This is a genomic window from Actinomycetospora sp. ABD4_176 (assembly GCF_056311855.1).
On record NZ_CM149974.1, the window covers coordinates 2,233,958 to 2,257,947 of the forward strand.

The following is a 23,990-nucleotide window of genomic DNA, read 5'->3' on the forward strand; positions in this document are numbered from 1 at the left end:
GCGACGCGGACCACGTTGCGCTCGACGATGCGTGTCGGATCGACCACGCACGGGTGGGTTGCCGCGGCCCACCTGGGTGTGGATAGCCTCACCTACTGCGACCGGACGGCCTCGGAGGGGAGGTGCGGGTGCGGGCCTCGCGGCTGATGATCGACCTGTCCCCGTTGCGGTCGAGCCCGGCGTTCCGGCTGGTGTTCTCGGCGCGGGTCGTCTCGCTCCTGGGCATCGCCCTCACGACGGTGGGCGTGCCCTGGCAGGTCTTCGAGATGACCCGCTCCTCGCTGCAGGTCAGCGTCGCGAGCGCGATCGTCGGCACCACGACGCTCGCGGGCACGCTCGCCGGGGGCGTCATCGCCGACCGCTTCGACCGGCGCACCGTCATCCTGCTCTCGCGCGGCGGGGCCACCCTCGTCTTCGCCGTCCTGGCGATCAACGCCTCCGTCGCGACGCCCCAGCTCTGGCTGATCTACCTCTGCGTCGGCCTCAACGGCGCGACCGCCGTGAGCCAGTCGGCGCTGATGGCCGTGACGCCCGCGATCGTCGAACGCGAGCAGCTCGCCGCCGCCGGCGCGCTCGTCGCCCTGTCCACGCAGGTCGGCGCGGTGGTCGGCCCGTCGCTGGCCGGCCTGCTCATCGCCGGACCGGGGCTCGCGGTGAACTACGGGCTCTGCGCGCTCGGGTCCCTGATCACCACCACCCTGCTGTGGTTCCTGCCGTCGCTCCCGCCGCACGGCGCGCCGACCGCCCGCCCGCTGCGCTCCATCGCCGAGGGCGCGTCGTTCGTGGCGCGGCACCGCGTCGTGCGCGGGGTGCTGCTCATCGACGTCGCGGCGATGGTGTTCGCGCTGCCCTACGTCCTGTTCCCGCAGCTCGTCGTCGAGGTGTTCGGCGCCGGCCCCGAGGCCGCCGGCCTGCTCTACACCGCGCCCGCGGTCGGAGCGATGATCGCTGCCCTGACCAGCGGCTGGACCACCCACGTGCACCGCTCCGGCCGCGTCCTCGTGGTCGCGGTCCTGCTCTACGGCGCCGCGATCGCCGGTGTCGGGCTCGCGGGCTCGCTGCCCCTGGCGCTCGGGTTCCTCGTCGTCGCCGGCGCCTGCGACATGATCTCCGAGGTCCTGCGCCGGGCCCTGCTCGCGCACTGCACGCCCGACCACCTGCAGGGTCGCGTCTCCAGCGTCTGGCTCGCCCAGGCCACGGTCGGGCCCTCGGCGGGCGGTGTCGAGGCGGGTGTCGCGTCGCGCCTGCTCGGCCCGGGCCCGGCGATCGCCGCCGGGGGCGCGGTGTGCGTCGTCGCCACCGCCGCCCTCGCCGCGTCGCTGCCCCCGCTGCGGCGCGTGAGCCTGCGCGACGACGAGTGGGCCGCCCACCCCACCGGCGTGCCCGAGCACTCGCCGCTCGAGCCCGAGGTGGAGATCGAGCCGGCCGGCGACCTCGAGACCGACGCCGAGATCGAGGAGACCGGGGGCGAGCGCCGGTAGGGCCTGGCGCCCTCGGCGAGGGGCACGTTCCGCAGGTCGCGGGGTCCGTGCGTCCTGCCGAGCGTGCCGCTCGGGGTGGCGCCGGTGCCGGACCGGCAGGGCGGGCGCCACGCCGCGAGGAGCACGTCCCGCAGACCCAGGGACCTCTCGATCACGCATGCCGCCGCTCGCGGGGCATCGGAGCCGGGGCGCGTCGTGAGAGCTCTCCAGTTCGATCTCCCGGGAGTGTGAGCGTCGTCGTTCCGACGACAGCAGCCACGACACTCTCGAGAGATCACAGTGGAGAGCTGCCAGCGGGCCTCACGCCGCGAGCCGGGCTCAGTCCTCCGCCGGCGCGTGGTGGTCGTGGTTGACGACCCCGCGGCGCCAGTAGCCGTCGACGTCGTGGTCGCGCTTGTCGAGGTCGTCCCGCCCGCGCAGCATCCGCCGCACCGGGCGCAGGGCCCCGGCCTCGCCGGCGACCCACACGAAGCCGCGGCCGGCGGGGAAGGTGGTCGCCGCGAGCGCGTCGTGCAGCAGCGTCGCCTCGCCGGCGGGCACGCCGTCACGGTGCAGCCAGTGCACGGTGACGTCGGCGTCGGAGGCGAGCTCCTGTTCCTCGGCGGCGTCGGCGACCTCGCAGAACACCTCGGCGCGCACGCCGGCGGGCAGCTCGGCGAGCCAGCGGCCGATGGCCGGCAGCGCGGTCTCGTCGCCCGCGAGCACGTACCAGTCGAGGTCGTCGGCGACGATCTCCGATCCGCGCGGGCCGAGCACGCCGACCCGACAGCCCGCGCACGCCGACGCGGCCCACGCCCCGGCGAGGCCGCCGGCGTGCACCACCATGTCGACGTCGAGCTCGCCGGCCTCGCGGTCGAGGCGGCGCACGGTGTAGTCGCGGTAGTTGCGCGGCGTGCCCGCCGGCGGCGGGACGAGCCCGCGCTCGCCGACCGTCGGCATCACCGGCAGCTCCTCGCCCGGCGCCGGGAAGAAGAGCTTGACGTGGTCGGTGGCCGCCCCGGCCGGCATGCCGGCGAAGTCGGCGGCGAGCGTCACCCGCGCCATGCGCGGCGTCAGCCGCTGCACGCGCACCACCTCGGCGAGGCGCGGCGTCAGCTCGTGCAGGACCCGGCGGACCGGGTTCGGCGCTCCGTCGATCCACGACTGCCCGGTGGGGCGGGTCTCGACGCTCGTCATCGCTCTCCTCCTCGGCGTGGGGCCGGCGAGTGGGTCAGGCGGTCCCGGCCGTGCGCTCCACGAGGCTGCGCGGCCGCAGGTCGGTCCAGTGGGTCTCGACGTACTCGACGCACGCCGCCCGGGTCTCGCCCTCGGGGGCCGCGCCCAGGACGACGGTCCAGCCGGCGGGGACGTCGGCGAAGACCGGCCACAGGCTGTGCTGGCCCTCGTCGTTGACCAGCACGAGGAACCGGCCGTCCTCGTCGTCGAAGGGATTCGTCACGCAGGGCCTCCCGTCAGGGGTCGGATCGGGGACGTCAGGGCCGGCCGAGCAGCCCCGCCCAGGCCTCGAGGGTGGGCGTCTCGGCGAGGTCGATGAAGCTCACCTCGGTGCCGTCGGCGCGCCACTGCTCCACCAGGCTCATGAGGCGGATGGAGTCGAGGCCGCGGTCGAGCAGGTCGTCGCCGTCGCCGATCGCCTCGGGCGGCTCGTCCAGGGCGCGGGCGACGTCGGTGCGCATCCGCTCCAGGTCGACGCCGGACCCGTCCGGGGTGGCCACGTGCACGTCCTCTCCGTCGACGACCGCTGGCGAACTGAGGCTAACCTAACCGGACCGGACGAGCAGTGTCAGGGGTCACCGAGCGCCGCGGACCCGACGGGATCCTCGGCGCGGGCCGCCTCGCGGTGGCCCCGCCGGGTCTCGCGACCAGCAGGAACGATCATCGGGGTGCCGGTCTGCGGGTCCGGCACGACCTCGCACGTGATCCCGAAGACCGCCCGGACGAGGTCGGCGTCGACGATCTCGCCGGGCGCGCCCTGGGCGACGATCCGGCCCTCGCGCATCGCCACGAGGTGGGTGGCGTAGCGGCAGGCCTGGTTGAGGTCGTGCAGCACCGCGACCAGGGTGCGCTCGCCGCCCGCGTGCAGGTCCGCGCACAGGTCGAGCACGTCGAGCTGGAAGGCGATGTCGAGGAACGTCGTCGGTTCGTCGAGCAGCAGCAGCGGGGTCTGCTGCGCGAGCACCATGGCGATCCACACCCGCTGGCGCTGGCCGCCCGAGAGCTGGCCGACGTCGCGCTCGGCGAGATCGGTGACCCCGGTGGCCGCCATCGCGTCCCGCACCGCCTCCTCGTCGGTCACCGACCACTGCCGCAGCAGCGACTGGTGCGGGTAGCGCCCGCGCGCGACGAGGTCGAGCACCGTGATGCCGTCGGGTGCGGTCGGGCTCTGCGGGAGCAGCGCGAGCCGGCGCGCGACCTCCTTCGGCCCGTACGACGAGATCGGGCGGTCGTCGAGCAGCACCCGGCCCGCCGCGGGTCTGATCATCCGCGCCAGGCCACGCAGCAGCGTGGACTTGCCGCACGCGTTGGGCCCGACGACCACGGTGAAGGACCCGTCGGGGACGGCGACGTCGAGGTCGTGGATGACGGTGCGCTGCTCGTAGGCCAGCGTGACGCCCTCGGCCCGCAGCCGTGCCCCGGCCCCCGGCCCCTCGCCCGAGCTCATCGTCCTGCCCTCCACTCCCTGGCCAGCAACCACACGAGGTAGAGCCCGCCGATGGCCGCGGTCATGGTGCCCGCGGGGAACTGGGTCGGCGCGGCGAGGCGCTGGCCGAGCACGTCCCCGGCGAGCAGCAGCACCGCGCCCATGAGCCCGGCCGCCACCATGCCCGGCCCCGTGGTGCCGGTGACCCGGCGGGCGAGCTGCGGCGCGGCGAGCGCGACGAAGGCGATCGGGCCGACCGCGGCGGTGGCGACACCGACGAGTGCCACGCCGACCAGCAGCGTCACCACGCGGGTGCGCTCGACGGTGACGCCCAGGCCGCGGGCCATGTCGTCGCCCATGCCGAGCAGGTCGAGCCGGCGGCTGCCCGCGACCGCGACGGGCACGAGCACGACGAGCGCGACCGCGACCGCGGCCGCCTCGGGCCAGCTGCGGGCGTTGAGCGTCCCGACCAGCCAGCTCTGCGCGGCGACCGCGGTGGACAGGTCGGTGCGCAGGATGAGGAAGTTGTTCAGCGCCGCGAGTACGGCGTTGACGCCGATGCCGACGAGCACCAGGCGGTAGCCGCCGACCGCGCCGCCGAGCAGCGCCTGGACGGCGAGCGCGGTGACCAGCGTGCCGACGATCGCGCCGATCGTCGTCCCCGCGGGCCCGCCGCCGACCAGCACGATCGAGATCAGCGCCCCGGTCGCCGCGCCCGTGGTGAAGCCGAGCAGGTCGGGGCTCGCGAGGTTGTTCCGGGCGAGCGACTGGAACACCGCGCCGGCCACCCCGAGCGCGGCGCCGACGACGAGCGCGACCGCGACCCGCGGCAGACGCAGCCCCAGCACGACGTACTGCTGGGCACGCGAGCCGCTGCCGGTCAGCGCGCCGACGACCTGGCCGGTCGAGAGCTGGTAGTCGCCGAGGGTCAGGGCCACCGACCCGAGGACCACGGCGACGACGAGCAGCACCACGACCCCGGTGACCGTGCGGGTGTGCACGCGCAGGGAGACCCGGTCGGTGCGGACGACCGGGCCGGTGTGGAGGACCGTTCTCACAGGGCCACCACCCGCCGTCGCCGGGCGATCGCGAGGAACACCGGGGCGCCGACGAACGCCGTCACCACCCCGACCTCGAGCTCGGCGGGGATCGCGACCACGCGGCCGATGACGTCGGCGGCGACGACCAGCAGCCCGCCGAGCACCATCGACCACGGCACCACCCACCGCTGGTCGGGCCCGGTGACCACGCGCGCCAGGTGCGGCACGGCGAGCCCGACGAAGGCGATCGGCCCGCACGCGGCGGTGGCGCCGCCGCAGAGCAGCACGATGCCGACCCCGGTCAGCATGCGGATGCGCCCCACGCGCACGCCGAGCGCGCGGGCGGTCTCCTCGCCGAGCGCCAGGGCGTTGAGGGCGCGCGCGAGCCCGAGCGCGAGCAGCCCCCCGACGACGAGGAAGGGCAGCACCTGCAGCAGCGCCTGCGGGTCGCGCCCGGTCAGCGAGCCGACGCGCCACACCCGGTACTGATCGAAGGTCGTGGCGTCGACGAGCACGGCGGCGTAGATGACGCCCTGCAGCGACGCCCCGATCGCCGTCCCGGCCAGCGCGAGGCGGGCGGGCGTCGCGCCGCTGCGTCCCGTGGCGCCGAGCAGGTAGACGAGCACGGCGACGACCGCGGCCCCGGCCAGGGAGAACCACACGTAGCCGTTCAGCGTGGTGATGCCGAACAGCATGATCCCCGCGACGATCGCCGCCGACGCGCCCCAGTTCACGCCCAGGACGCCGGGGTCGGCGAGCGGGTTGCGGGTCAGCGCCTGCATGAGGGCCCCCGCCGCCCCGAGCGCGAGCCCGACCGCGAGGCCCAGCAGCGTCCGCGGCATCCGCTGCTCGAGGACGACCACCGCATCGGTGTCGGCGGGTCCCGAGGGCCCGTGCAGCAGCGCGTCGAGCACGACGCCGGGCGGGATGCCGCGGCTGCCGACCAGGAGGCTCGCGACCACCACCACCGCCAGCAGCACGACCGCGACCACCAGGCCGCCCGCGCGCAGGCTCGTGGGGCGGGTCGGCGACTGCTCGACCCCGCCCCCGCGGTCCGCTGCGGGCTGCGCGGGCTCGGTGGGGGCCGCCGTCACGCCGGCGCCTCCCGGACGGCGGCGGGGACCGCCGTGTCCAGGGCCCGCAGCGCGTCGGTGGTGGCGAGGACGACCCCGCAGCGCTGGGCGGTCCAGGTCAGGGCCTGCTCGTGGTGGTCGCGGGAGAAGTCGGCGACGGCGTCGGCGACGAGGAACGGCTGCACGTCGCGCATGAAGGCGTCCACGGCGGTCACCATGCACCCGATGTGGGCGTAGATCCCGGTGATCACCAACTGGTCGCGGCCCCGGTCGGCGAGCATCCGCTCCAGCGGCGAGCGCTGGAACGCGCTGTAGCGCCACTTCGTCAGCACCTCGTCGCCCGGCGCCGGTGTGAGCTCGTCGACGATCGCGACGACGTCGGGGTCCTCGGCGTAGGCGGCGGCCGGCCCGCGGCCCCAGAAGTCGTCGAGCAGGCCCCGGTCGGCGGGCGGCTGCACGCCGGGCTGCGCGGTGTAGACGACCGGCACCCCCAGCTCGCGGGCGCGCGCGGTGAGCGTCGCGATGTTCTCGATGACCTGGCTGACCGGCTCCTCGGTGCGCGAGAACGGCGCGAGGAAGTAGCGCTGCATGTCGTGCACGAGCAGCACCGCACGGGCAGGGTCGGGCGACCAGTCCGGCCGGCTCGCCGGCAGCTCGTGCGCCCGCGGCAGGGCGTAGGGCGCGATCGACGGCAGGCTCACGAACGGCTCTCCTCTCCGGACTCCTCGCGCAGGTGCGCGGCCAGCGCCGAGCGCAGGGCCCGTCGGCTGGTCTTGCCCACTCCCGTGGCCGGGAACGCCTCGACGACCTCGACGACGTCGGGCACCTTGTAGGCCGCGACGCCGCGCTCGCGCACGAAGCGGCGCAGGGCCGCCGAGCCCGGCGGGTCGCGGTCGGGCACCGCGACGACGAAGGCGTGGGTGCGCTCGCCGAGGAAGTCGTCGGGCACGCCGACGACGGCGGCGTCGACGACGTCGGGGTGGGCCAGCAGGTGGTTCTCGACCTCCTCGGCCGCGATCTTCTCCCCGCCCCGGTTGATCTGCTCCTTGACCCGCCCGGACACCACCACGTTGCCGCCCGGGTCGAGGCGCACCAGGTCCCCGGTGCGGTAGAAGCCGTCCGCGGTGAACGCCGTCGCATTGTGGTCGGCGGCGCGGTAGTAGCCGCGGATGGTGTACGGACCCCGGGTGAGCAGGGCGCCGACCTCCCCCGGCGCGACCTCGGGCTCGGCGGGGTCGTCGGGGTCGACGACGCGCAGCTCGTCGTCCGGCGAGATCGGCCGGCCCTGGGTGTGCAGGACGACGTCCTCGGGGTCGTCGAGGCGGGTGTAGTTGACCAGGCCCTCGGCCATGCCGAACACCTGCTGGAGCCGCGCGCCGAGCGCGGGCGTGATCCTCCGCGCCAGCTCGGGGGCGCACTTGGCCCCGCCGACCTGCAACACCGCCAGGCTCGAGAGGTCCCGCGGCGTGCGACCGGCCGCCTGGACCCAGGCCGCCGCCAGCGGCGGGACCACCGCGGCGATCGTCACCCGCTCGGCCTCGATCAGCCCGAAGCAGGTGTCGGCGTCCGGCGAGGGCGCGAGCACGGCGGTGCCCCCGGCGTGCACGACCCCGAGCAGGCCGGGTGAGCTCATCGTGAAGTTGTGCGACGCCGGCAGCGCGGCGAGGTACACGGTCTCCGGGGTCAGCGCGCAGATGTCCGCGCTCGCGCGCACGCTGTAGAGGTAGTCGTCGTGGGTGCGCGGGATGAGCTTCGGCAGCCCCGTCGTCCCGCCCGAGAGCTGCAGGAACGCCACCGCCGAGGGATCGGCGTCGTCGCCGGGCAGCGCGTCCGGCGGGGTGCGGCGCAGCGAGGACAACGACAGCCGGCCCGCCCCCGGTCCTCGCGGCCCGGGCTCCGCGCCCGGCGCGTCGGCGACGACCACGTGGCGCACCGAGGCGACGTCGGCGGCGATCGCCTGCGCCGCCGCGGCATGGTCGAAACGGTCGTGGCGCCCCACCGTCACGATCGCGACGGCCCCGGCGTGCTCGGCGAAGTAGCGGATCTCGCTCTCGCGGTGGGCGGGCAGCGCGAACACCGGTAGCGCGCCGAGCCGGAACAGCGCGAACACCGTCTCCAGGTACTCCGGGACGTTCGGCAGCCAGACGACCACCCGGTCGCCCGGCGCCACCCCGATCTCGGCCAGCCCCGCGGCGAGCCCGCGCGCCCGGGCGTCGAGCTCGGCGTAGGTCCAGCGCTCGGCGCCCGACGGGCCGGTGCCGACGACGGCGGTGCGCCCGCCGTGGTCGGCCACGGCCGCGTCGAGCAGGGCGGGGAAGGTCTGGCCCGTCCAGTACCCGGCCGCGCGGTAGCGCTGCGCGGCCTTCGCCGGGTAGGGCACGACGCCGTCGGTCACCGGACCCACCGCCGTCACGGCGTGGCCTCCAGCCCCAGCGCCGTGAGCAGCGTGCGGAACTTCGCGCCGGTCTCGGCGAGCTCGGCCTCGGGGCGCGAGCCCTCGACGATCCCGGCGCCGGCGAACACCGTCGCCACGCGTCCGGCGACCTCGGCGCACCGGATGGCGAGGGCCCACTCGCCGTCGCCCTCGGCGTCGCACCAGCCGACGAGCCCGGCGTACCAGCCGCGGTCGAACTCCTCGAGCTCGGCGATGACCTCGCGGGCCACCGGGGTCGGCTCGCCGCCGACGGCGGGCGTCGGGTGCAGCGCCTCGGCGAGCTCGAGCGAGGACGGGGCGGGGTCGCGCAGCCGGCCCTCGATGCGGGTGGCGAGGTGCCACAGCGCCGAGGTCCGGGTCAGGCTCGGGCTCGCGGGGACCTCCAGCGACGTGCAGTAGGGCGCGAGCCGTTCGGCCACGCGCTCGACGACGAGGGCGTGCTCGCGGTGGTCCTTGGTCGACGCCGCGAGCGCCTCGCCGCGCCGGGCGTCCTCCTCGGGGTCGGGGCTGCGCGGCGCGGTGCCGGCCAGCGGCTGCGAGAGCACCGTGTGGCCGCGGCGGGACACGAGCAGCTCCGGGCTCGCACCGAGCAGGGTGCGGCGGGGCACGGTCGGGTCGGCCTGGTCGGCCTGCTCCGGGTCCTCGACGTCCGCGGCGAAGGCGTAGCCCGACGGGTTGCGGGCCGCGAGGCGCGCGAGCAGCGCGGCGACGTCGACGTCCTCGGGCGCGGTGAGCGTCGCCGAGCGCGCGAGCACGACCTTCGTCAGCCGGCCCTGCTCGATCATCTCCAGGGCCCGGCGCACGGCCGCGGCGTAGCGCGGCGGCGGCGGCTCGGCGCGGAAGTCCCAGCGCGTGCCGATCGAGGCGGGCGCCGAGGGCGGCGCGGTCAGCGGCGGGGCGGCGGGCGCCTCCTCGACGGTGGGCCGCACGGTCGGCGTGCGCTCGACCCGGGTGGGCACGACGAGGCGCGCGCGGCCGGGTGCGAACCCGACCGCGCCGACGACCACCGGGTCCGGGTGGCCCGCCTCGCGCTCCGCGGCCAGCGTCGCGGCGGCGGCGACGCCCACGCTCGCGCCGGGCTCCTCGGGCACGCGCGCCCGCACCCCGGCGGTGCGCAGCGTGACGTCCTGGGTGGAGAAGAGGAACGCCCCCGGCGCCGACCCGGGCGCAGGCAGCGGCTCGAACGCGGGTGCGGGCAGGGCGGCGGGGTCGCCCGTCCCCGGCTCCGGACCGGCGCTGGTCGGGATGCTGGTCATGGGGTCCTCTCACGGTGCGTGCCGAGCGGGACGGAGATCGGGGGCGGGGCCGGGCTCAGGGGCCCAGCGACGCGCCCCCGTCGACGTAGACGGTCTGCAGGGTCACGTGGCGCGCGGCGTCGGAGGCGAGGAACGCAACGACCTCGGCGACGTCCTCGGGGGCCGCGACGCGTCCCAGCGGGATGCCCGCCTTGAACGTCTCGGGCGACCCGGCGACGAGCGCGGCGTGGTCGGCGGGCAGGTCGCCCATCGCGCTCAGCATCGCGGTGTCGGTGGAGCCGGGGCAGACGACGTTGGCGCGCACGCCGCGGTCGGCGAGCTCGAGGCCGAGGACGCGGGTGACGGCGACCGCCGCGGCCTTCGACGCCGCGTACGCGGCCATGCCCATCCGCGGCACGCCCGCGGCGTTCGACGCGACCGTGACCACCGACCCCGCGCCCCGCTCGGCCAGGCGCGCACCGGCGGCCCGGCAGGCGTGCATGACCCCGGTGGCGTTGACGTCGAGGCAGCGCTGCCAGTCGGCGTCGTCCAGCTCGGTGACGCGGCCGACGGCCAGCACCCCGGCGACGTTGACCAGCGTGCCCAGCGGGCCGACCGCCTCCTCGGCGGCGGCGACCGCCTTGTCGACCGCGGCGGCGTCGGTCACGTCGGCCGGCAGCGCGACCGCGGTCCCGCCGTGCTCGCGCACCGCGGCGGCGGCCGCCTCCACCGCCTCGGCCTCGCGGTCGAGCAGCGCGACCGGCGTGCCGCCCTCGGCGAGACGCCGGCAGACCGCCCGGCCGATGCCGCCCGCGGCGCCCGTGACGAGGGCGGCACCGGCAGGACCGGTCACGACGTCACCACGCCCGGGTCGCCCCAGCCCGGCCCGACGGCGGCCGGCTCGCCGGCCTGGTCGTGGGCCACCGGCAGCTCGGGGGTGGGGCGCCGGTGCCCGAGCACCGAGTCGAGGATCTCGCCCGCGCGCACGGCCGTCGTCGACAGCAGCGTCGAGCTGATGCCGTGGGTGTGCTCGGTCGGTCCCTGCAGGTAGACGCCGGCGTGCAGCGGGTCGACGGTGTGCAGGCGGTAGTCCCGCTCGACGAGCAGCTCGCCGTCCTCGGCGCGCCGGCACCACGCGCCCACGTCGCCGAGGAAGGCGCTGGGGTCGATCGGGCGGTAGCCGGTGGCGTAGACGAGGACGTCGGCCGTGACCGTGCGCGGGTGGCCCGTCGGCAGGAACTCGATGTCGACCTCGATCGGGCCGACCTCGCTCTCGCGGACCTCCGCGACCCGGCACGCGCCGTGCACGAACAGCCGCTGCTCGCCGCCGACCTGCTCCTGGTAGGCGCGCCGGTAGAGCTCCTGGATCAGCTCCGGGTCGACCACGGAGTAGTTCGTGTTCGCGTGGTAGTCCATGAGCATCTGCTTGACCTCGCCGGAGGCCGCGTAGAAGTGGTCCACGGCCTCCGGGTCGAAGATCCTGTTCGCGAAGGACGTGTCGTCGGCGGGGCTGTAGCCGTAGCGCGAGAACACCGAGTGCACCTCGGCGGCGTCGGCGCGCTCGTGCAGGTAGCTCGTCGTCTCCGCCGCGCTCTGGCCGGCGCCGACGACGACGAAGCGCCGCGAGTGGCGCGGGCCGTCCCCGAGCTCGCGCAGGCGCGGCAACAGCTCGCTGTTGTGCCAGACGCAGGGACCCCGCTGCACGCCGGCCGGCAGCCACGGCACGAGGCCGGTGGCGAGCACGAGGTTGCGGGTGCGCACCACGCGCGCGGTCGAGGCGTCGCCGTCGGCGTCGCGCAGCACCACGTCGAGCTGGTCGACGGTGCCGTCCGGGCCGGTCACCGGCTGCACGCCGACCGCCCGGGTCCCGTACGACACGAGGTGGCGCACGTCCGCGGCGCACCACTCGAGGTAGTCGTGGAACTCCACCCGCGACGGGAACATCGTCTTGGTGTTGATGAAGTCGGCGAGTCGGCCCTGGCCCTGCAGGTAGTTGAGGAACGAGCGCGGGCTCGTCGGGTCCCGCATCGTCACCAGGTCCTTGAGGAAGGACACCTGCATGGTGGCGCCCTCGAGCAGCATCCCCCGGTGCCAGCCGAAGGCGGCCTGCTGCTCGACGAACGCCGCGCGGATGCGCTCCTCGCCCGGCGCCGCCCGCTCGTTGTGCTCCTGGACCGCCAGCGCCAGCGCGAGGTTCGACGGACCGAACCCCACCCCGAGGACGTCGACGACGTCCGCCCCGTCGTCGGGAGCGGTCCGCCCCGGCTCGCGACTCATCGCTCTCCTCGCCGTCGACCCACAATCGTTAGGAGACCCTAACCTAACCGACAGCGGCCGGGCGACGTGAGTGTCGGCGCGCCCACACCCCGTGATCGCGTTCGCGGGGGTGTGATCACGGTCACCGATCGGCTAGCGTTCCCGGTGATCGAGCGGCCCGGCACCGGCGGCGTCGGCGGGCACGAGGGAGCGGAGCCATGGTCTTCCGATTGATCTACAGCAGTCGCCTGCGCATCCCGGCGCACGAGCGCAGGGCCGAGCTCGGGGCCATCTTCTCGACGGCGCGGTCGAACAACCGCAAGAGCGGGGTCACCGGCGCGCTGCTGGTCTGGCACGACAACGTCGTGCAGGCCCTCGAGGGCGACGAGGCCGTGGTCCGCGAGCTCTACGACACGATCCACCACGACCCCCGCCACGAGCGCGTCGCCGTGCTCGAGGAGGGCGACGTGCCCGAGCGCGCCTTCGGGCGGTGGTCGATGGCGCGGGTGTCGGACGAGGACGACGAGCCCGACATCCCCCTGCTCATGAACCGCGACAAGGGCGGCATCTCCCCCGCCGCACCCCGCCCGACGACGCCCGCGCAGGACGAGGTCGTCGCGACGATGCGCGAGTACGCGCGGGGGTCCGCCCAGCCCGCGTGAGCGGGGTCCTGCTGCCCGGTGGCGGACGGGCGGCCACGATGGCCCGGCCATGACGCACACCGATCTCCCCCTCACCGGCGAGCGCACCGTCCCCGGGCTCGACGTCGAGAACTACTGGTTCCGCCGCCACGAGGCCGTGTACCTCGCGCTGGCGCCGGCGTGCCGGGACGCCGTGGTCCTCGACGCCGGGGTGGGCGAGGGCTACGGGGCCGCGCTGCTGGCGACCTCGGCACGGCGGGTGGTCGGCCTCGAGCTCGACCCGGCGGTGGCCGCGCACGTCGGCGCGCGCTACCCGACGGTCGACGTCGTCCGCGCCGACCTCCAGGCGCTGCCGGTGCCGGATGGGGCCGTCGACGCCGTCGTCACCCTGCAGGTCGTCGAGCACCTGTGGGACCAGCCCGGCTTCCTCGCCGAGTGCGCCCGCGTCCTGCGCCCCGGCGGGCGGCTGCACTGCGCCACCCCCAACCGCCTGACCTTCTCCCCCGGCGCCGGCCCGGACGACCGCCCGCTCAACCCCTTCCACACCCGCGAGCTGACCGGGGGCGAGCTGGTGTCGCTCGTGGCCGGCGCCGGGCTCGCGGTCGAGTCGCTGCAGGGCCTCCACCACGGCCCGGCCCTGCGGGCCCTCGACGCCCGCCACGGGGGCTCGCTGATCGACGCGCAGATCGCCCTGGCGCTCTCCGGCGAGCCCTGGCCCGAGGAGCTGGCCGCCGACGTCGCGTCCGTCGGCGCCGCGGACTTCGCGCTGCGCACCGACGACGTCGACGCCTCCCTCGACCTGCTCGTCACCGCCGTCCGGCGCCGCTGGGAGACTCGGAGCACCCGACGAGAGGAGCGTGCTTGACCGCGGAACCGGTGGGGTCCTTCTGCCTCGTCCTGCACTCGCACCTGCCCTGGCTGCTGCGCCACGGAGCGTGGCCGGTCGGCGAGGACTGGCTCTACCAGGCGTGGGCGCACTCCTATCTCCCCGTCGTCGAGACCCTCGACCGGCTCGCCGAGCACGGCCACCGCGACCTCCTGACCCTCGGCGTCACCCCCGTCCTCGCCGCCCAGCTCGACCACCCGTCGGCCCTGCGCGCGATGCACACGTGGCTCGCCGACTGGCAGCTGCGCGCCCACGAGGCCCACGTGATGGACCCCGCGCTCGCGACGAGGGAGCACCGCGCCGCCGCCCACGCCCTCGAGGTGTTCGAGCGCGACTGGCGCCACGGCGGATCGCCGGTGCTGCGCAGGCTCGCCGACGGCGGGGTCGTGGAGCTGCTCGGCGGGCCCGCGACGCACCCGTTCGCGCCGCTGCTGCCCGGCCGCGTGCGCCGGTTCCTGCTCGACGCCGGGCTGCGCGACCACGCCCTGCGCCTGGGCCGGCGCCCCGGCGGCATCTGGGCGCCCGAGTGCGGCTACGCCCCGGGCCTCGAGCAGGACTACGCGGCGGCGGGCGTCGAGCGCTTCCTCGTCGACGGGCCGGCGATGCGCGGGGACACCGCCGCCGCACGGCCCGTCGACGGCACCGACGTCGTCGCCTTCGGCCGCGACCTCGAGGTGACCTACCGCGTCTGGTCCCCCCGCGCGAGCTACCCGGGCGGGCCGGACTACCGCGACTTCCACACCTTCGACCACGCCACCGGCCTCAAGCCGGCGCGCGTCACCGGCCGCCGCGTCGCGCCGCAGGACAAGAAGCCCTACGACCCCGCCCGCGCCGCCGCGGCCGTCGCACGCGACGCGGCGGACTTCGTCGCGGTGGTCCGGGCCCGGCTCGACGAGCTGCGCCGGCGCCGGGGACGCCCCGGGCTCGTCGTGAGCGCCTTCGACACCGAGCTGTTCGGCCACTGGTGGCACGAGGGCCCGGACTGGCTCGCGGCCGTGCTCACCGCGCTGCCGGCGGCCGGGGTCCGGGTGACGACGCTGCGCGGCGCGGTCGAGGCCGGGCACGTCAGCGAGCCGGTGGTGCTGCCGGCGTCGTCGTGGGGGTCGGGCAAGGACTGGCGGGTGTGGGACGGGGCCGGGGAACCAGCAGTCCGCGACATGGTGGCCGACAACGCCGAGGTCGCCCGACGCCTGCTCGCCGCCGTCGACGGGGCGGCACCGACCGCGGGCCGCGACGCCACCCTCGACGCGCTCGCGACCCAGGCCGCGCTGGCCCTGTCGAGCGACTGGGCGTTCATGGTCACCAAGGACTCCGCCGCCCACTACGCCCGTCGCCGCGCGGCCGAGCACCGCGACCGGGTCCGGGAGCTGACCGACCTCCTGCCGGCCGGGCGCCACGCCGAGGCCGCCGCCCGTGCCGCGGCGTTCGCGGCCCAGGACGACGTGCTCGGCCGGCTCGACGCCCGGGGCCTGCGGCGTCACTCGAGCGGTGACCACCGTCGCACCGCGGAAACCTACTCCGGAGTAGGGTCGCTCGCCTGATCGGTCAGCGAAGTGCCGTCGCGGACACTCAACGTCCGTATCGGTACTTCGATCACGGACGGGAGGCGCCCGCGGCGTGCGCGTACTGATGCTGTCCTGGGAGTACCCGCCGGTCGTGGTCGGCGGGCTGGGGCGGCACGTGCACGCGCTGGCCGAGGCGCTGGGCGACGCGGGCCACGACGTCGTGGTCGTCGCCCGCCACCCCGCCGGGACCGACGCCGAGACGCACCCGACGACGCTGGAGCGGGTCGGCCCGGTGCGCGTGCTGCGCGTCGCCGAGGACCCGCCGCACCTGGAGTTCGTGCGCGACCTCGTCGCCTGGACCCTCGGGATCGGGCACGCGATGCTCCGGGCCGCCGCGGGCCTGCTGCGCGACTGGACCCCCGACGTCGTCCACGCCCACGACTGGCTCGTGGCGCACGGGGCGATCGCGCTCGCGGACCTCACGGGCGCGCCGCTGGTCGCGACCCTGCACGCCACCGAGGCCGGGCGGCACGGCGGCTGGCTCTCGCAGCCGCTCAACCAGCAGGTGCACTCCGTGGAGTGGTGGCTGGCGCGCCGCGCGGACGCCGTCGTCACCTGCTCGCAGGCCATGCGCGCCGAGGTCGCGGGGCTCTTCGACCTCGACCCCGACGACGTCGCGGTCGTGCACAACGGGATCGACCCGGCCGACTGGCTGCGGCCGGTGGCGCCCCGCGGGGGTCCACCGACCCTCCTCTACCTCGGGCGCCTCGAGTGGGAGAAGGGCGTGCACGACCTCGTCGCCGCCCTGCCGGCGATCCGCCGCGCGCACCCCGGGACGACCCTCGCCGTGGCCGGCACGGGATCGTGCTCCGACTGGCTCGCCGAGCGGGCCCGCGCCGCGCGGGTGCGACGGTCCGTGCGGCTGCTCGGGCACGTCGACGACGCCACCCTGCGCGACCTGCTCGCCCGCGCCGACGCCGCCGTGCTGCCCAGCCGCTACGAGCCGTTCGGCATCACCGCGCTCGAGGCGGCGGCCGCCGGCGCGCCGCTGGTGGCGTCGCGGGCGGGCGGGCTGGGCGAGGTGGTCGTCGACGGCGTCACGGGCCTGTCCTTCGCGCCGGGCGACGTGCCCGGGCTGGCGCAGGCCGTCATCCGCTGCCTCGACGACCCCGGCGCCGCCGCCGCGCGGGCCGAGGCCGCCCGCGCGCGCCTCGACACCGACTTCGCCTGGCCGGCCATCGCGCAGGAGACCGCGGCGATCCACGCCGCCGCCCGCCCGGGCCCGCCCCGCGTCCTGGGCCGTCCGAAGATCCCGACGGGGAACGTGTTCGGCCGTACGTGAGTACTTTCCTGCCCTATAGGGCCGGAAAGTACTCACATGGGAGGGCGCGCCGGCTCCCCCGCCGAGGTCCCGGGAGCGCCCTCGGGCTCCGGCGACGCCACGGCCTGCCCCGCCGCCAGCGCCGTCTTGCGCGCGATGTCGGCGAGGGCCTCGCGCTCGGCGGCCGCGGCCTCGTAGTCCGCCATACGGTCGCGCACCACGCGGGCCGGCGCGCCCACGGCCACCGACCAGTCCGGCACGTCGCCCCGCACCACCGCGTGCGCGCCCAGCACGCACCCGCGACCCACCCGCGCGCCGCGCAGCACCGTCACCTTCGTCCCGATCCACGTCTCGGGCCCGATCCGGACCGGCGACTTGACGATGCCCTGGTCCTTGATCGGCGCGTGGACGTCGGCGTAGCGGTGGTCGAAGTCGCAGACGTAGATCCAGTCCGAGAGCAGCGTCGCCGCGCCGAACTCGATGTCGAGGTAGCAGTTGACCGTGTTCTCGTTGCCGAACACCGACTTGTCCCCGATGCGCAGCGACCCCTCGTGGCAGCGCAGGCGCGTGTGGTCGCCGATGTGCACGAACCGGCCGATCTCGAGCCGCCCGAAGCCCTCGCGCGCCTCGAGCTGCACGCCCTTGCCCAGGAACACGAGCCCGTGCAGCACGATGTGCGGCTGGCGCACGCGCACCGTGAGCATCCGCCAGTACCGCACCAGGTAGAACGGCGTCCACGCGCGGTGGCGCACGATCCAGCGCAGCGAGGCCCAGGTGAACAGTCGTGGCTGGCGCGGATCCGACCTCACGCCCTCAGACCCTACGATCGCCCGGTGTCCCGCCCCGGCCCGAGGGTCCCGCCGCGTGTGGCCGTCGTCGGCAGTGTCAACCTCGACCTGGTCGCGCGGGTCGAACGGCTCCCCGCCCCCGGCGAGACCCTCGCCGCCCGCGGCGTCACCCGCGTGCCGGGCGGCAAGGGCGCCAACCAGGCCCTCGCCGCGGCCCGCCTCGGGGGCCGAGTCCGCCTGCACGCCGCGGTCGGCGACGACCCGCTGGCCGGCGAGGCCCTCACGCTCCTGCGCGCCGGCGGCGTCGACCTCGCGGGCGTGCGCATCCACGACGCCGCGCCCACCGGCACCGCGATGATCCAGGTCGACGACGACGGCGAGACCACCATCGTCATCGACGCCGGCGCCAACGCCCTGCTCGCCGTCGGCCCGGACGAGCTCGACGCCGACGTGGTGATCAGCGTCCTCGAGGTGCCCGACGAGACCGTCGCCACCGCCATGGCCGCGTCCGCGTTCACCGTGCTCAACGCCGCTCCGGCACGCCCCGTGGCCGGCGACGTCCTCGCCGGGATCGACCTGCTCTGCGTCAACGCCGCCGAGTACGGCGAGCTCGCCGCGCACGCCGACCTGGAGGACATCGTCGCCGTCGCGATCACCCACGGCGCGGCGGGCGCCGAGCTGCGCCGCCGCGGCCGGGTCGTCGCGCACGTCGAGCCGCCGCCGGTGGACGCCGTGGACGGCACCGCGGCCGGCGACGCGTTCACCGCCGCCCTGGCCCTCGGGCTCGCGACGGGTCTCGAGGACGAGGCCGCCCTGCGCCGCGCCTGCCGGGCCGGCGCGCTCGCCGCCACGCGCGCCGGCGCCCAGCCGTCGCTGCCGACCCTCGACGAGGTGGACGTCCCGTGATCCCGCTGGTCATCGACACCGACCCCGGCGTCGACGACGCCTACGCGATCGCCCTCGCCGCCCGCCACGCCGACGCCGACCTGCGCGCGGTCACCGCCGTCTTCGGCAACGTCGACCTCGCCACCACCACGACCAACGCGCGCCGTCTGCTCGGGATGCTCGGGCGCGGCGACGTCCCGCTCGGCGTCGGCGCGGAGCGCCCGCTCATCCACCCGGTGACGCGGCGCGCAGCCGACGTGCACGGCGACGACGGGCTGGGCGGCGTCGCCGACCGCTTCGGCCCGCTCGGCCCGGAGCCCGCCGGCCGGGCCCTCGACGTCATCGCCGCGGTCCTCGAGACGAGCCCCGAGCCGATCGTCCTCGCCGCGATCGGCCCCCTCACCGACGTCGCGCTGCTGCTCGCCACCCGCCCCGACCTGGCCGACCGGATCTCCCGGCTCGTCGTCATGGGCGGCTCGATCGGCATCGGCGGCAACGTCAGCGTCGGGGCGGAGTTCAACGTCTGGTCCGACCCCGAGGCGGCGCGGCGCGTGCTCGTCGAGGAGCGGGTGCCGACGACGCTGGTGCCGCTCGACCTCACCCACGTCGTCACGGTCGACCGCGCCTGGCTGGAGGCGCTCGCCGCGTCCGGGCCGGTGGGCGAGGCGCTGGCCGCGACGCGCACCGTCTACAGCCGGGGCGAGGCGCTCGGCACGGACCGGGTGCCGATCCACGACGCGGTCGCCCTGCTCGAGGCGATCGAGCCCGGGACCCTCGCCACGGTGCCGCTGGAGGTCGAGGTCGACACCTCGCTCGGGCCGGCCCGCGGGACGGTGCTCGCCGACCGCCGCGGACGCGCCCCGCTCGGCCGCACCGTCGACGTCGCCCTGCCCGAGGGCACCGACGTCGACGAGGTGCGCCGGAGCCTGTTCCGGTGCCTGCGCGGCGTGCCCGGCCCGTCGGCCGGGTAGCCGCCCGGATGACCGAGCCCGAGCACAGCGACGAGGTCCCCGAAGAGCCCGACCTGGGTGCGAGCGTCCAACTCGAGTCCGGCGAGACGCTCGACGGCCGGCCCGGCACCGACGGCCTGGACGCCGGCGTCGTGGCCCCGAACCGGCCCTTCGGCCTCGACGACCCCGACACCACGCCCGAGGGCCAGCGCGAGCGCGAGACGATCGACGACCGCCTGACCCGCGAGATCCCCGACGACACCGGTGGTGCCGCCACCGCGCCCGGCCCCGAGCTCTCCGAGGGCGAGATCGCCTCCGAGGCCGGTCAGGGCCGCAGCGGGCGGCTCACCGCCGCCGAGCCCGACCCCGACCAGGTCCCGGGGCGCTCGCTCGCCGCCGAGGACGCCGGCATCGCCGGCGGCGCCGCGTCCGCGGAGGAGGCCGCGGTGCACGACATCGCCGAGGACGACCTCGTCGACCTCGACGACACCGGACAGGCCATCGGCCGCGACCCCGACGAGCAGCTCGAGGGGCCGGAGGTGCGCCTCGACGAGGAGGACGTCGACCCGGCGAGCGGCGTCCCCGAGAACCGCCTCTGAACGACGACGGCCCGGCACCTCCGAGGTGCCGGGCCGTCGAGCGTCGCTACTGGTCCGCGTGCTCCCGGCACGTGTCGGCCTGCGCGCGGGCCTCGAGCCGCTCGTCGTCGATCGGCCGCCCGCAGACGCGGCAGCGGCCCCAGGTGCCCTCGTCGATCCGCGCCAGCGCGGCGTCGATCTCGGCGATCTGGCGCTCGCTCTCCTCGGCGAGACCCTCGCGCTCCATCGTCTCCTCGACCTCGGTGCCGTAGTCACCCGGGTGCTGGCCCAGCGCGCCCTCCTGCTGCACGGCCACGGCGGGCTCGTGCTCGCGGGACCACGAGCCCATCTCGCGCAGGCGCTCGCGCTCCTCGGTCAGCGCGCGGCGGGCGGTCTCGGCGTCCATTCCGGTGGTGCCTCCTCAGGATCGGTCGGGAGGGCTTACCCGGTGACGGCCTCGCACACGTACGCCTCGGGGCCATCGGCGAGGCGGGCGAGGACGACGGTGGCCTCCTGCGACCCGGCGAGCTTGAGCCGCGGGCGCAGCGCGTTCGGGTCGACGTCCAGGCCGCGGACCAGGATCTCGACGCGCCCGACGTCCCGGCGCCGCAACGTCGTGCGCAGCGTCTTCTCGCTGTACCGGCCGTGCTCGAGCACCCGGAAGGCGCGGATGCCGGGTGGCGGCGCGTCGCCCGAAAGGTAGGCGAGGTGCTCGTCGAGGCGCCACAGCCCGTGCCGCGCGCCGTACTGGCGCACCAGGCCCGCGCGCACCACCGCGCCGTCCGGGTCGACGATCCACTCGCCGGCCGGGGCCACGGGGCAGGCGTCGTCCTCGACGTCGGTGACCGCGAAGCCGGCGCCGCGGCTCGACAGCACCGTGGCGCGCCGGCGGGTCGTAGCCAGGCCCGCCGACCACAGCGCGGCCTCCCGCACCCGCCCGTCGAGGCTGACCAGCTCCACCTCGGCCGCCCAGGGCACCAGCGCCGGGTCGAGGCCCGGGGCCGTCGAGACCACGAGATCGTGAGAGTGGCGATACGGACGTCCAGTGTCAGCGAAGTGCCGTCGCTGACACCCAGTGTCCGTATCGGTACTTCGATCACCGAGGGCCGCGGCGGCGAGCTCGTCCAGGGGCGGGGTGAAGTCGGCGGGGCGCCAGGTGCGGCGGCCGGTGGCGGTGCGCCGGGCGGGGTCGGCGACGAGCACCGTGTCCCGCGACGGTGGCGCCAGCGCGTCGGCGCGCGCCAGCGGCACGCCGGGCACGTTCACGCGCGCCATGGCCAGGCGCACGGGGTCGAGGTCCGAGCCGATCACGCGCCCCGCCACGTCCCGCAGCGCGTGCAGCTCCGCCCCCACCGAGCAGGTCACGTCGTGCACGTCGCGGCCCGCGAGCCGGGCGGCGCGGTGCGCGGCGACCGGGGCGGCGGTGGCCTGCTCGGCGGCGTCGGCGGTCAGCAGCCAGCCGTCGGGCACCCGCCCCCGCGCGCGGTCGGCGAGCAGCGCCGTCTCCAGCACCGGCGCGGCCCGGTCGCCCAGCCGCTCGCGCAGCGCGGACACCGCCCGCAACCGGTCACCGCGGACGAGCGCCGCCGCCCCCGCGACGGCGTCGCGCCCGGCGTCCGAGGCCAGGAACGCGACGTCGTCGAGGGTGAAGGCGTAGGGCACAGAACAGGGCACTACACGCGGACGGGATCCGCCGGCCGCACCCCGGTGACCAGCGCGTTGTAGAACAGCGAGCGCGGCACGACCCGCGCGAGGCGCTCGTCGAGCCACGACAGCCGCTGCCAGGTGCGGTAGGCGAACATCGCCCAGCCCATGCCCAGCTTCTCCGGCGGCACCGCGGCCTCGAAGGTGCGCACCGGCCAGCCGAACACCGCGGCCGTCAGCTCCTCGGTGACGACACGGACGTCCACTGCGCCGGCGGCGTGGGCGTAGCGCTCGAGGCGGTCGGGGTCGAAGACGTGCTGGTCGACCACCGACTCCAGCGCCGCCGCGCGCGACGACTCGTCCAGCTCGGTCTGCGGCCGCAGCCACGACGACGGCGCGAACCGGGTCGTCGCCCACCACGTCGCCTGCCCGAGCTTGCGGGCGTAGAGGTCACCGATCCGCGTCGGCTCGCCCGCGAACACGAACCGCCCGCCGGGCCGCAGCACCCGCAGGATCTCCCGGAACGCCCGGTCGAGGTCGGGGATGTGGTGCAGCACGGCGTGCCCGACGACGAGGTCGACGCTGGCGTCGGGCACCGGGATGGTCTCGGCGTCGGCCACCCGGCCCTCGACGTCGAGGCCCAGGTTCGCGGCGTTGCGCGTCGCCACCGCGACCATGCCCGGCGAGAGGTCGGTGACCGTCCCGCGGCGCGCGACCCCGCCCGCCATGAGGTTGAGCAGGAAGAACCCGGTGCCACAGCCCAGCTCGAGGGCGTGGTCGAACGGGCCGGCATCCCCCGCGACCGCCCGGAACCGGTCCACCGCGAACGTCGTGCAGCGCTCGTCGAACGAGATCGACCACTTCTCGTCGTAGGTGTCGGACTCCCAGTCGTGGTAGAGGACGTTGGCGAGCTTGGGGTCGTCGCGGGCCGCGTCGACCTCGGCCTGCGTGGGCGACGCCATCACCGGCCCAGGAACTGGGCCTTGCCGGGCCCGTTCTCGGCGAACGACCGCATGCCGATCGTCTGGTCCTCGGTGCCGAACAGGGCCGCGAACACCTCGGACTCGAACGCGAGGCCGTCGCGCAGGTCCATGTCCATGCCGCGGTCGATGGCGTTCTTCGCCGCCGCGAGCGCACGGGTCGGGCCGTTCGCGAACTGCTCGGCCCAGGCGCGGGCCCGGCTGTACACCTCGTCGGCGGGCACGACCTCGTCGACCAGCCCCATCTCCAGGGCCTCGGCGGCCTTGACGAAGCGGCCGGTGAAGATGATGTCCTTGGCCTTCGCCGGCCCGACGAGGCGCGTGAGGCGCTGGGTCCCCCCGCCGCCGGGGATGATCCCGAGCAGGATCTCCGGCTGGCCGACCGTCGCGTTGTCGCCGGCGATGCGCCGGTCGCACGACAGCGCCACCTCGAACCCGCCGCCCAGCGCGTAGCCGGTGACGGCCGCGACCACGGGCTTGGGGATCTCCGAGACCGCCCCGAAGCCGCGCGAGAGCAGGTGGGTCCGCTCGGCCATCTCGGAGTAGGTCATGTCGGCCATCTCCTTGACGTCCGCGCCGGCCGCGAGCGTCTTCTCCCCGCCGTACACGACCACCGCGCGCACGTCGGAGCGGCTGGTCGCCTCCGTCGCGACCTCCACCAGCTCGTCCTGCACCTGGCGGTTGATGGCGTTCATCGGGGGGCGGTCCAGGCGGATGGTGCCCACCCCGCCGTCCACCTCGAGCCGCACGAACTCCGTCACCGAAGAGCCTCCTCGATCAGGTCGGTCCCGGCGGACCCTATCGCCGGAACGCGGTGAAGCGACGACGCCGACTCGTGAGCTCGAGCGGCTGACCGAAGGTGGCCGACAGGTTCTCCGAGGTCATGACGTCGTCGAGCAGCCCCTGGGCGACCACGCGGCCCTCCCGCAGCAGCATCGCGTGGCTGCAGTTCGGCGGGATCTCCTCGACGTAGTGGGTGACCATCACCGTCGCGGGCCCGTCCGGGTCGGCCGCGAGCTCGGCGAGCAGCTCGACGAGGTCCTCGCGGGCGCCGAGGTCGAGGCCCGCGGCGGGCTCGTCGAGCAGCAGGAGCTCGGGGTCGGTCATGAGCGCCCGCGAGAGCAGCACGCGCTGGCGCTCGCCGGTCGACAGCGTGCCGTAGCGCCGTCCCGCGAGGTCGGCGACGCCCATCACCTCGAGCAGCCCGGCCGCGCGGTGGTCGTCCTCGGGGTCGTAGCGCTCCCGCCAGGTCCCGACGACGCCGTAGCCCGCGCTGCGCACGACGTCGTGCACGGTCTCGTCGGGCGGCACCCGGCCGGCCAGGCTCGCCGCCGCGAGGCCGATGCGGGGGCGCAGCTCGAAGACGTCGACGCGGCCGAGGCGCTCGCCCAGCAGGTCGACGGTGCCGGTCGTCGGGTGCATCTCGGCCGCCGCCAGGCGCAGCAGCGTCGTCTTGCCGGCGCCGTTCGGGCCCAGGACCGCCCAGCGCTCGTCGAGCTCGACGGTCCAGTCGAGGTCGGCAAGCAGGTCGTTGCCGGTGCGCCGCACCCCCACCCCGGAGAGGCGGATCACGGTGTCCGCGTCGGCCCCGTCGGCGGTGCTGGTCCCGGTGCTCGGTTCGCTGCGCTCCGGCTGGGTCACGGCCGCCATCC

General features: G+C 76.0%; 25 protein-coding genes. 8 read left to right on the forward strand and 17 right to left on the reverse strand.

Annotated features, from left to right (window positions below):
- The first annotated feature begins 128 nt into the window (after positions 1-128).
- On the forward strand, positions 129-1,481 hold the full coding sequence (gene entS / locus ACYX4T_RS10835) for an enterobactin transporter EntS (protein ID WP_476014524.1): 1,353 nt from the start codon (positions 129-131) through the stop codon (positions 1,479-1,481).
- Between the two features lie 318 nt (positions 1,482-1,799).
- Here entS and ACYX4T_RS10840 read toward each other — a convergent pair whose 3' ends face one another.
- From ACYX4T_RS10840 to ACYX4T_RS10890, 11 genes are all read right to left on the reverse strand, one after another.
- Positions 1,800-2,657, reverse strand: coding sequence for a siderophore-interacting protein (locus tag ACYX4T_RS10840; protein WP_476014525.1), 858 nt, complete (start codon positions 2,655-2,657; stop codon positions 1,800-1,802).
- Positions 2,658-2,691: 34 nt separating this feature from the next.
- Positions 2,692-2,919 carry an MbtH family protein gene (locus tag ACYX4T_RS10845; protein WP_476014526.1) on the reverse strand — a complete coding sequence of 76 codons (228 nt, stop codon included), beginning with the start codon at positions 2,917-2,919 and terminating at the stop codon, positions 2,692-2,694.
- A gap of 34 nt (positions 2,920-2,953) precedes the next feature.
- Positions 2,954-3,196, reverse strand: coding sequence for a phosphopantetheine-binding protein (locus ACYX4T_RS10850; RefSeq protein ID WP_476014527.1), 243 nt, complete (start codon positions 3,194-3,196; stop codon positions 2,954-2,956).
- 68 nt (positions 3,197-3,264) lie between these two features.
- Entirely contained in the window at positions 3,265-4,143 is an 879-nt protein-coding gene (locus ACYX4T_RS10855; RefSeq protein ID WP_476014528.1) for an ABC transporter ATP-binding protein, read from the reverse strand.
- Positions 4,140-5,180 (reverse strand): FecCD family ABC transporter permease, encoded by a 1,041-nt coding sequence (locus ACYX4T_RS10860; RefSeq protein WP_476014529.1) that lies wholly within the window; start codon positions 5,178-5,180, stop codon positions 4,140-4,142. Before ACYX4T_RS10860 ends, ACYX4T_RS10855 begins: the two co-directional genes overlap by 4 nt.
- Entirely contained in the window at positions 5,177-6,256 is a 1,080-nt protein-coding gene (locus ACYX4T_RS10865) for a FecCD family ABC transporter permease (RefSeq protein WP_476014530.1), read from the reverse strand. The genes ACYX4T_RS10860 and ACYX4T_RS10865 overlap by 4 nt, the downstream gene beginning before the upstream one ends.
- A complete protein-coding gene (locus ACYX4T_RS10870) occupies positions 6,253-6,936 on the reverse strand; it encodes an isochorismatase family protein (RefSeq protein ID WP_476014531.1) in 684 nt (227 codons plus the stop codon). Before ACYX4T_RS10870 ends, ACYX4T_RS10865 begins: the two co-directional genes overlap by 4 nt.
- Positions 6,933-8,630, reverse strand: coding sequence for a (2,3-dihydroxybenzoyl)adenylate synthase (locus ACYX4T_RS10875; RefSeq protein WP_476014532.1), 1,698 nt, complete (start codon positions 8,628-8,630; stop codon positions 6,933-6,935). Before ACYX4T_RS10875 ends, ACYX4T_RS10870 begins: the two co-directional genes overlap by 4 nt.
- 14 nt (positions 8,631-8,644) lie before the next feature.
- Positions 8,645-9,925, reverse strand: coding sequence for an isochorismate synthase (locus ACYX4T_RS10880; protein ID WP_476014533.1), 1,281 nt, complete (start codon positions 9,923-9,925; stop codon positions 8,645-8,647).
- Positions 9,926-9,980: 55 nt separating this feature from the next.
- A complete protein-coding gene (locus tag ACYX4T_RS10885) occupies positions 9,981-10,757 on the reverse strand; it encodes an SDR family oxidoreductase (RefSeq protein ID WP_476014534.1) in 777 nt (258 codons plus the stop codon).
- On the reverse strand, positions 10,754-12,181 hold the full coding sequence (locus tag ACYX4T_RS10890) for a lysine N(6)-hydroxylase/L-ornithine N(5)-oxygenase family protein (protein WP_476014535.1): 1,428 nt from the start codon (positions 12,179-12,181) through the stop codon (positions 10,754-10,756). Before ACYX4T_RS10890 ends, ACYX4T_RS10885 begins: the two co-directional genes overlap by 4 nt.
- Before the next feature lie 197 nt (positions 12,182-12,378).
- On the opposite strand from ACYX4T_RS10890, the gene ACYX4T_RS10895 reads away from it, so the two are divergent.
- The 4 genes from ACYX4T_RS10895 (at position 12,379) to ACYX4T_RS10910 (ending at position 16,534) form a co-directional block, all read left to right on the forward strand.
- Positions 12,379-12,822: a BLUF domain-containing protein gene (locus ACYX4T_RS10895; protein WP_476014536.1), complete on the forward strand. Its 444-nt coding sequence runs from the start codon at positions 12,379-12,381 to the stop codon at positions 12,820-12,822.
- Positions 12,823-12,871: 49 nt separating this feature from the next.
- A complete protein-coding gene (locus ACYX4T_RS10900; RefSeq protein ID WP_476014537.1) occupies positions 12,872-13,666 on the forward strand; it encodes a class I SAM-dependent methyltransferase in 795 nt (264 codons plus the stop codon).
- Complete coding sequence (locus tag ACYX4T_RS10905; RefSeq protein ID WP_476014538.1) at positions 13,663-15,228, forward strand: 1,4-alpha-glucan branching protein domain-containing protein; 1,566 nt, start codon at positions 13,663-13,665, stop codon at positions 15,226-15,228. Before ACYX4T_RS10900 ends, ACYX4T_RS10905 begins: the two co-directional genes overlap by 4 nt.
- A 76-nt stretch (positions 15,229-15,304) precedes the next feature.
- Positions 15,305-16,534, forward strand: coding sequence for a glycosyltransferase family 4 protein (locus tag ACYX4T_RS10910; protein WP_476014539.1), 1,230 nt, complete (start codon positions 15,305-15,307; stop codon positions 16,532-16,534).
- Between the two features lie 32 nt (positions 16,535-16,566).
- On the opposite strand, the gene ACYX4T_RS10915 is transcribed toward ACYX4T_RS10910, so the two are convergent.
- A complete protein-coding gene (locus ACYX4T_RS10915; RefSeq protein WP_476014540.1) occupies positions 16,567-17,322 on the reverse strand; it encodes an acyltransferase in 756 nt (251 codons plus the stop codon).
- Between the two features lie 24 nt (positions 17,323-17,346).
- Here ACYX4T_RS10915 and ACYX4T_RS10920 point away from each other — a divergent pair, with 24 nt between their 5' ends.
- The 3 genes from ACYX4T_RS10920 to ACYX4T_RS10930 are packed head-to-tail and all read left to right on the forward strand — an operon-like array spanning position 17,347 to position 19,735.
- Positions 17,347-18,207: a ribokinase gene (locus ACYX4T_RS10920; protein WP_476014541.1), complete on the forward strand. Its 861-nt coding sequence runs from the start codon at positions 17,347-17,349 to the stop codon at positions 18,205-18,207.
- Entirely contained in the window at positions 18,204-19,157 is a 954-nt protein-coding gene (locus ACYX4T_RS10925; protein WP_476014542.1) for a nucleoside hydrolase, read from the forward strand. The genes ACYX4T_RS10920 and ACYX4T_RS10925 overlap by 4 nt, the downstream gene beginning before the upstream one ends.
- Before the next feature lie 8 nt (positions 19,158-19,165).
- Positions 19,166-19,735: a DUF5709 domain-containing protein gene (locus tag ACYX4T_RS10930; protein ID WP_476014543.1), complete on the forward strand. Its 570-nt coding sequence runs from the start codon at positions 19,166-19,168 to the stop codon at positions 19,733-19,735.
- A 46-nt stretch (positions 19,736-19,781) separates the two neighbouring features.
- Here ACYX4T_RS10930 and ACYX4T_RS10935 read toward each other — a convergent pair whose 3' ends face one another.
- Genes ACYX4T_RS10935 through ACYX4T_RS10955 form a run of 5 tightly spaced genes read right to left on the reverse strand, consistent with a single transcriptional unit; the run spans position 19,782 to position 23,988 of the window.
- Entirely contained in the window at positions 19,782-20,120 is a 339-nt protein-coding gene (locus tag ACYX4T_RS10935; RefSeq protein ID WP_476014544.1) for a TraR/DksA family transcriptional regulator, read from the reverse strand.
- Positions 20,121-20,155: 35 nt separating this feature from the next.
- Positions 20,156-21,376, reverse strand: coding sequence for a THUMP-like domain-containing protein (locus tag ACYX4T_RS10940; RefSeq protein ID WP_476014545.1), 1,221 nt, complete (start codon positions 21,374-21,376; stop codon positions 20,156-20,158).
- A gap of 11 nt (positions 21,377-21,387) precedes the next feature.
- A complete protein-coding gene (locus ACYX4T_RS10945) occupies positions 21,388-22,320 on the reverse strand; it encodes a class I SAM-dependent methyltransferase (RefSeq protein WP_476014546.1) in 933 nt (310 codons plus the stop codon).
- The gene (locus ACYX4T_RS10950) at positions 22,320-23,099 is read right to left on the reverse strand and encodes an enoyl-CoA hydratase/isomerase family protein (RefSeq protein WP_476014547.1); all 780 of its coding nucleotides are present in this window, start codon (positions 23,097-23,099) and stop codon (positions 22,320-22,322) included. The genes ACYX4T_RS10945 and ACYX4T_RS10950 overlap by 1 nt, the downstream gene beginning before the upstream one ends.
- A gap of 37 nt (positions 23,100-23,136) precedes the next feature.
- Complete coding sequence (locus ACYX4T_RS10955; protein ID WP_476014548.1) at positions 23,137-23,988, reverse strand: ABC transporter ATP-binding protein; 852 nt, start codon at positions 23,986-23,988, stop codon at positions 23,137-23,139.
- Positions 23,989-23,990 lie beyond the last annotated feature (2 nt).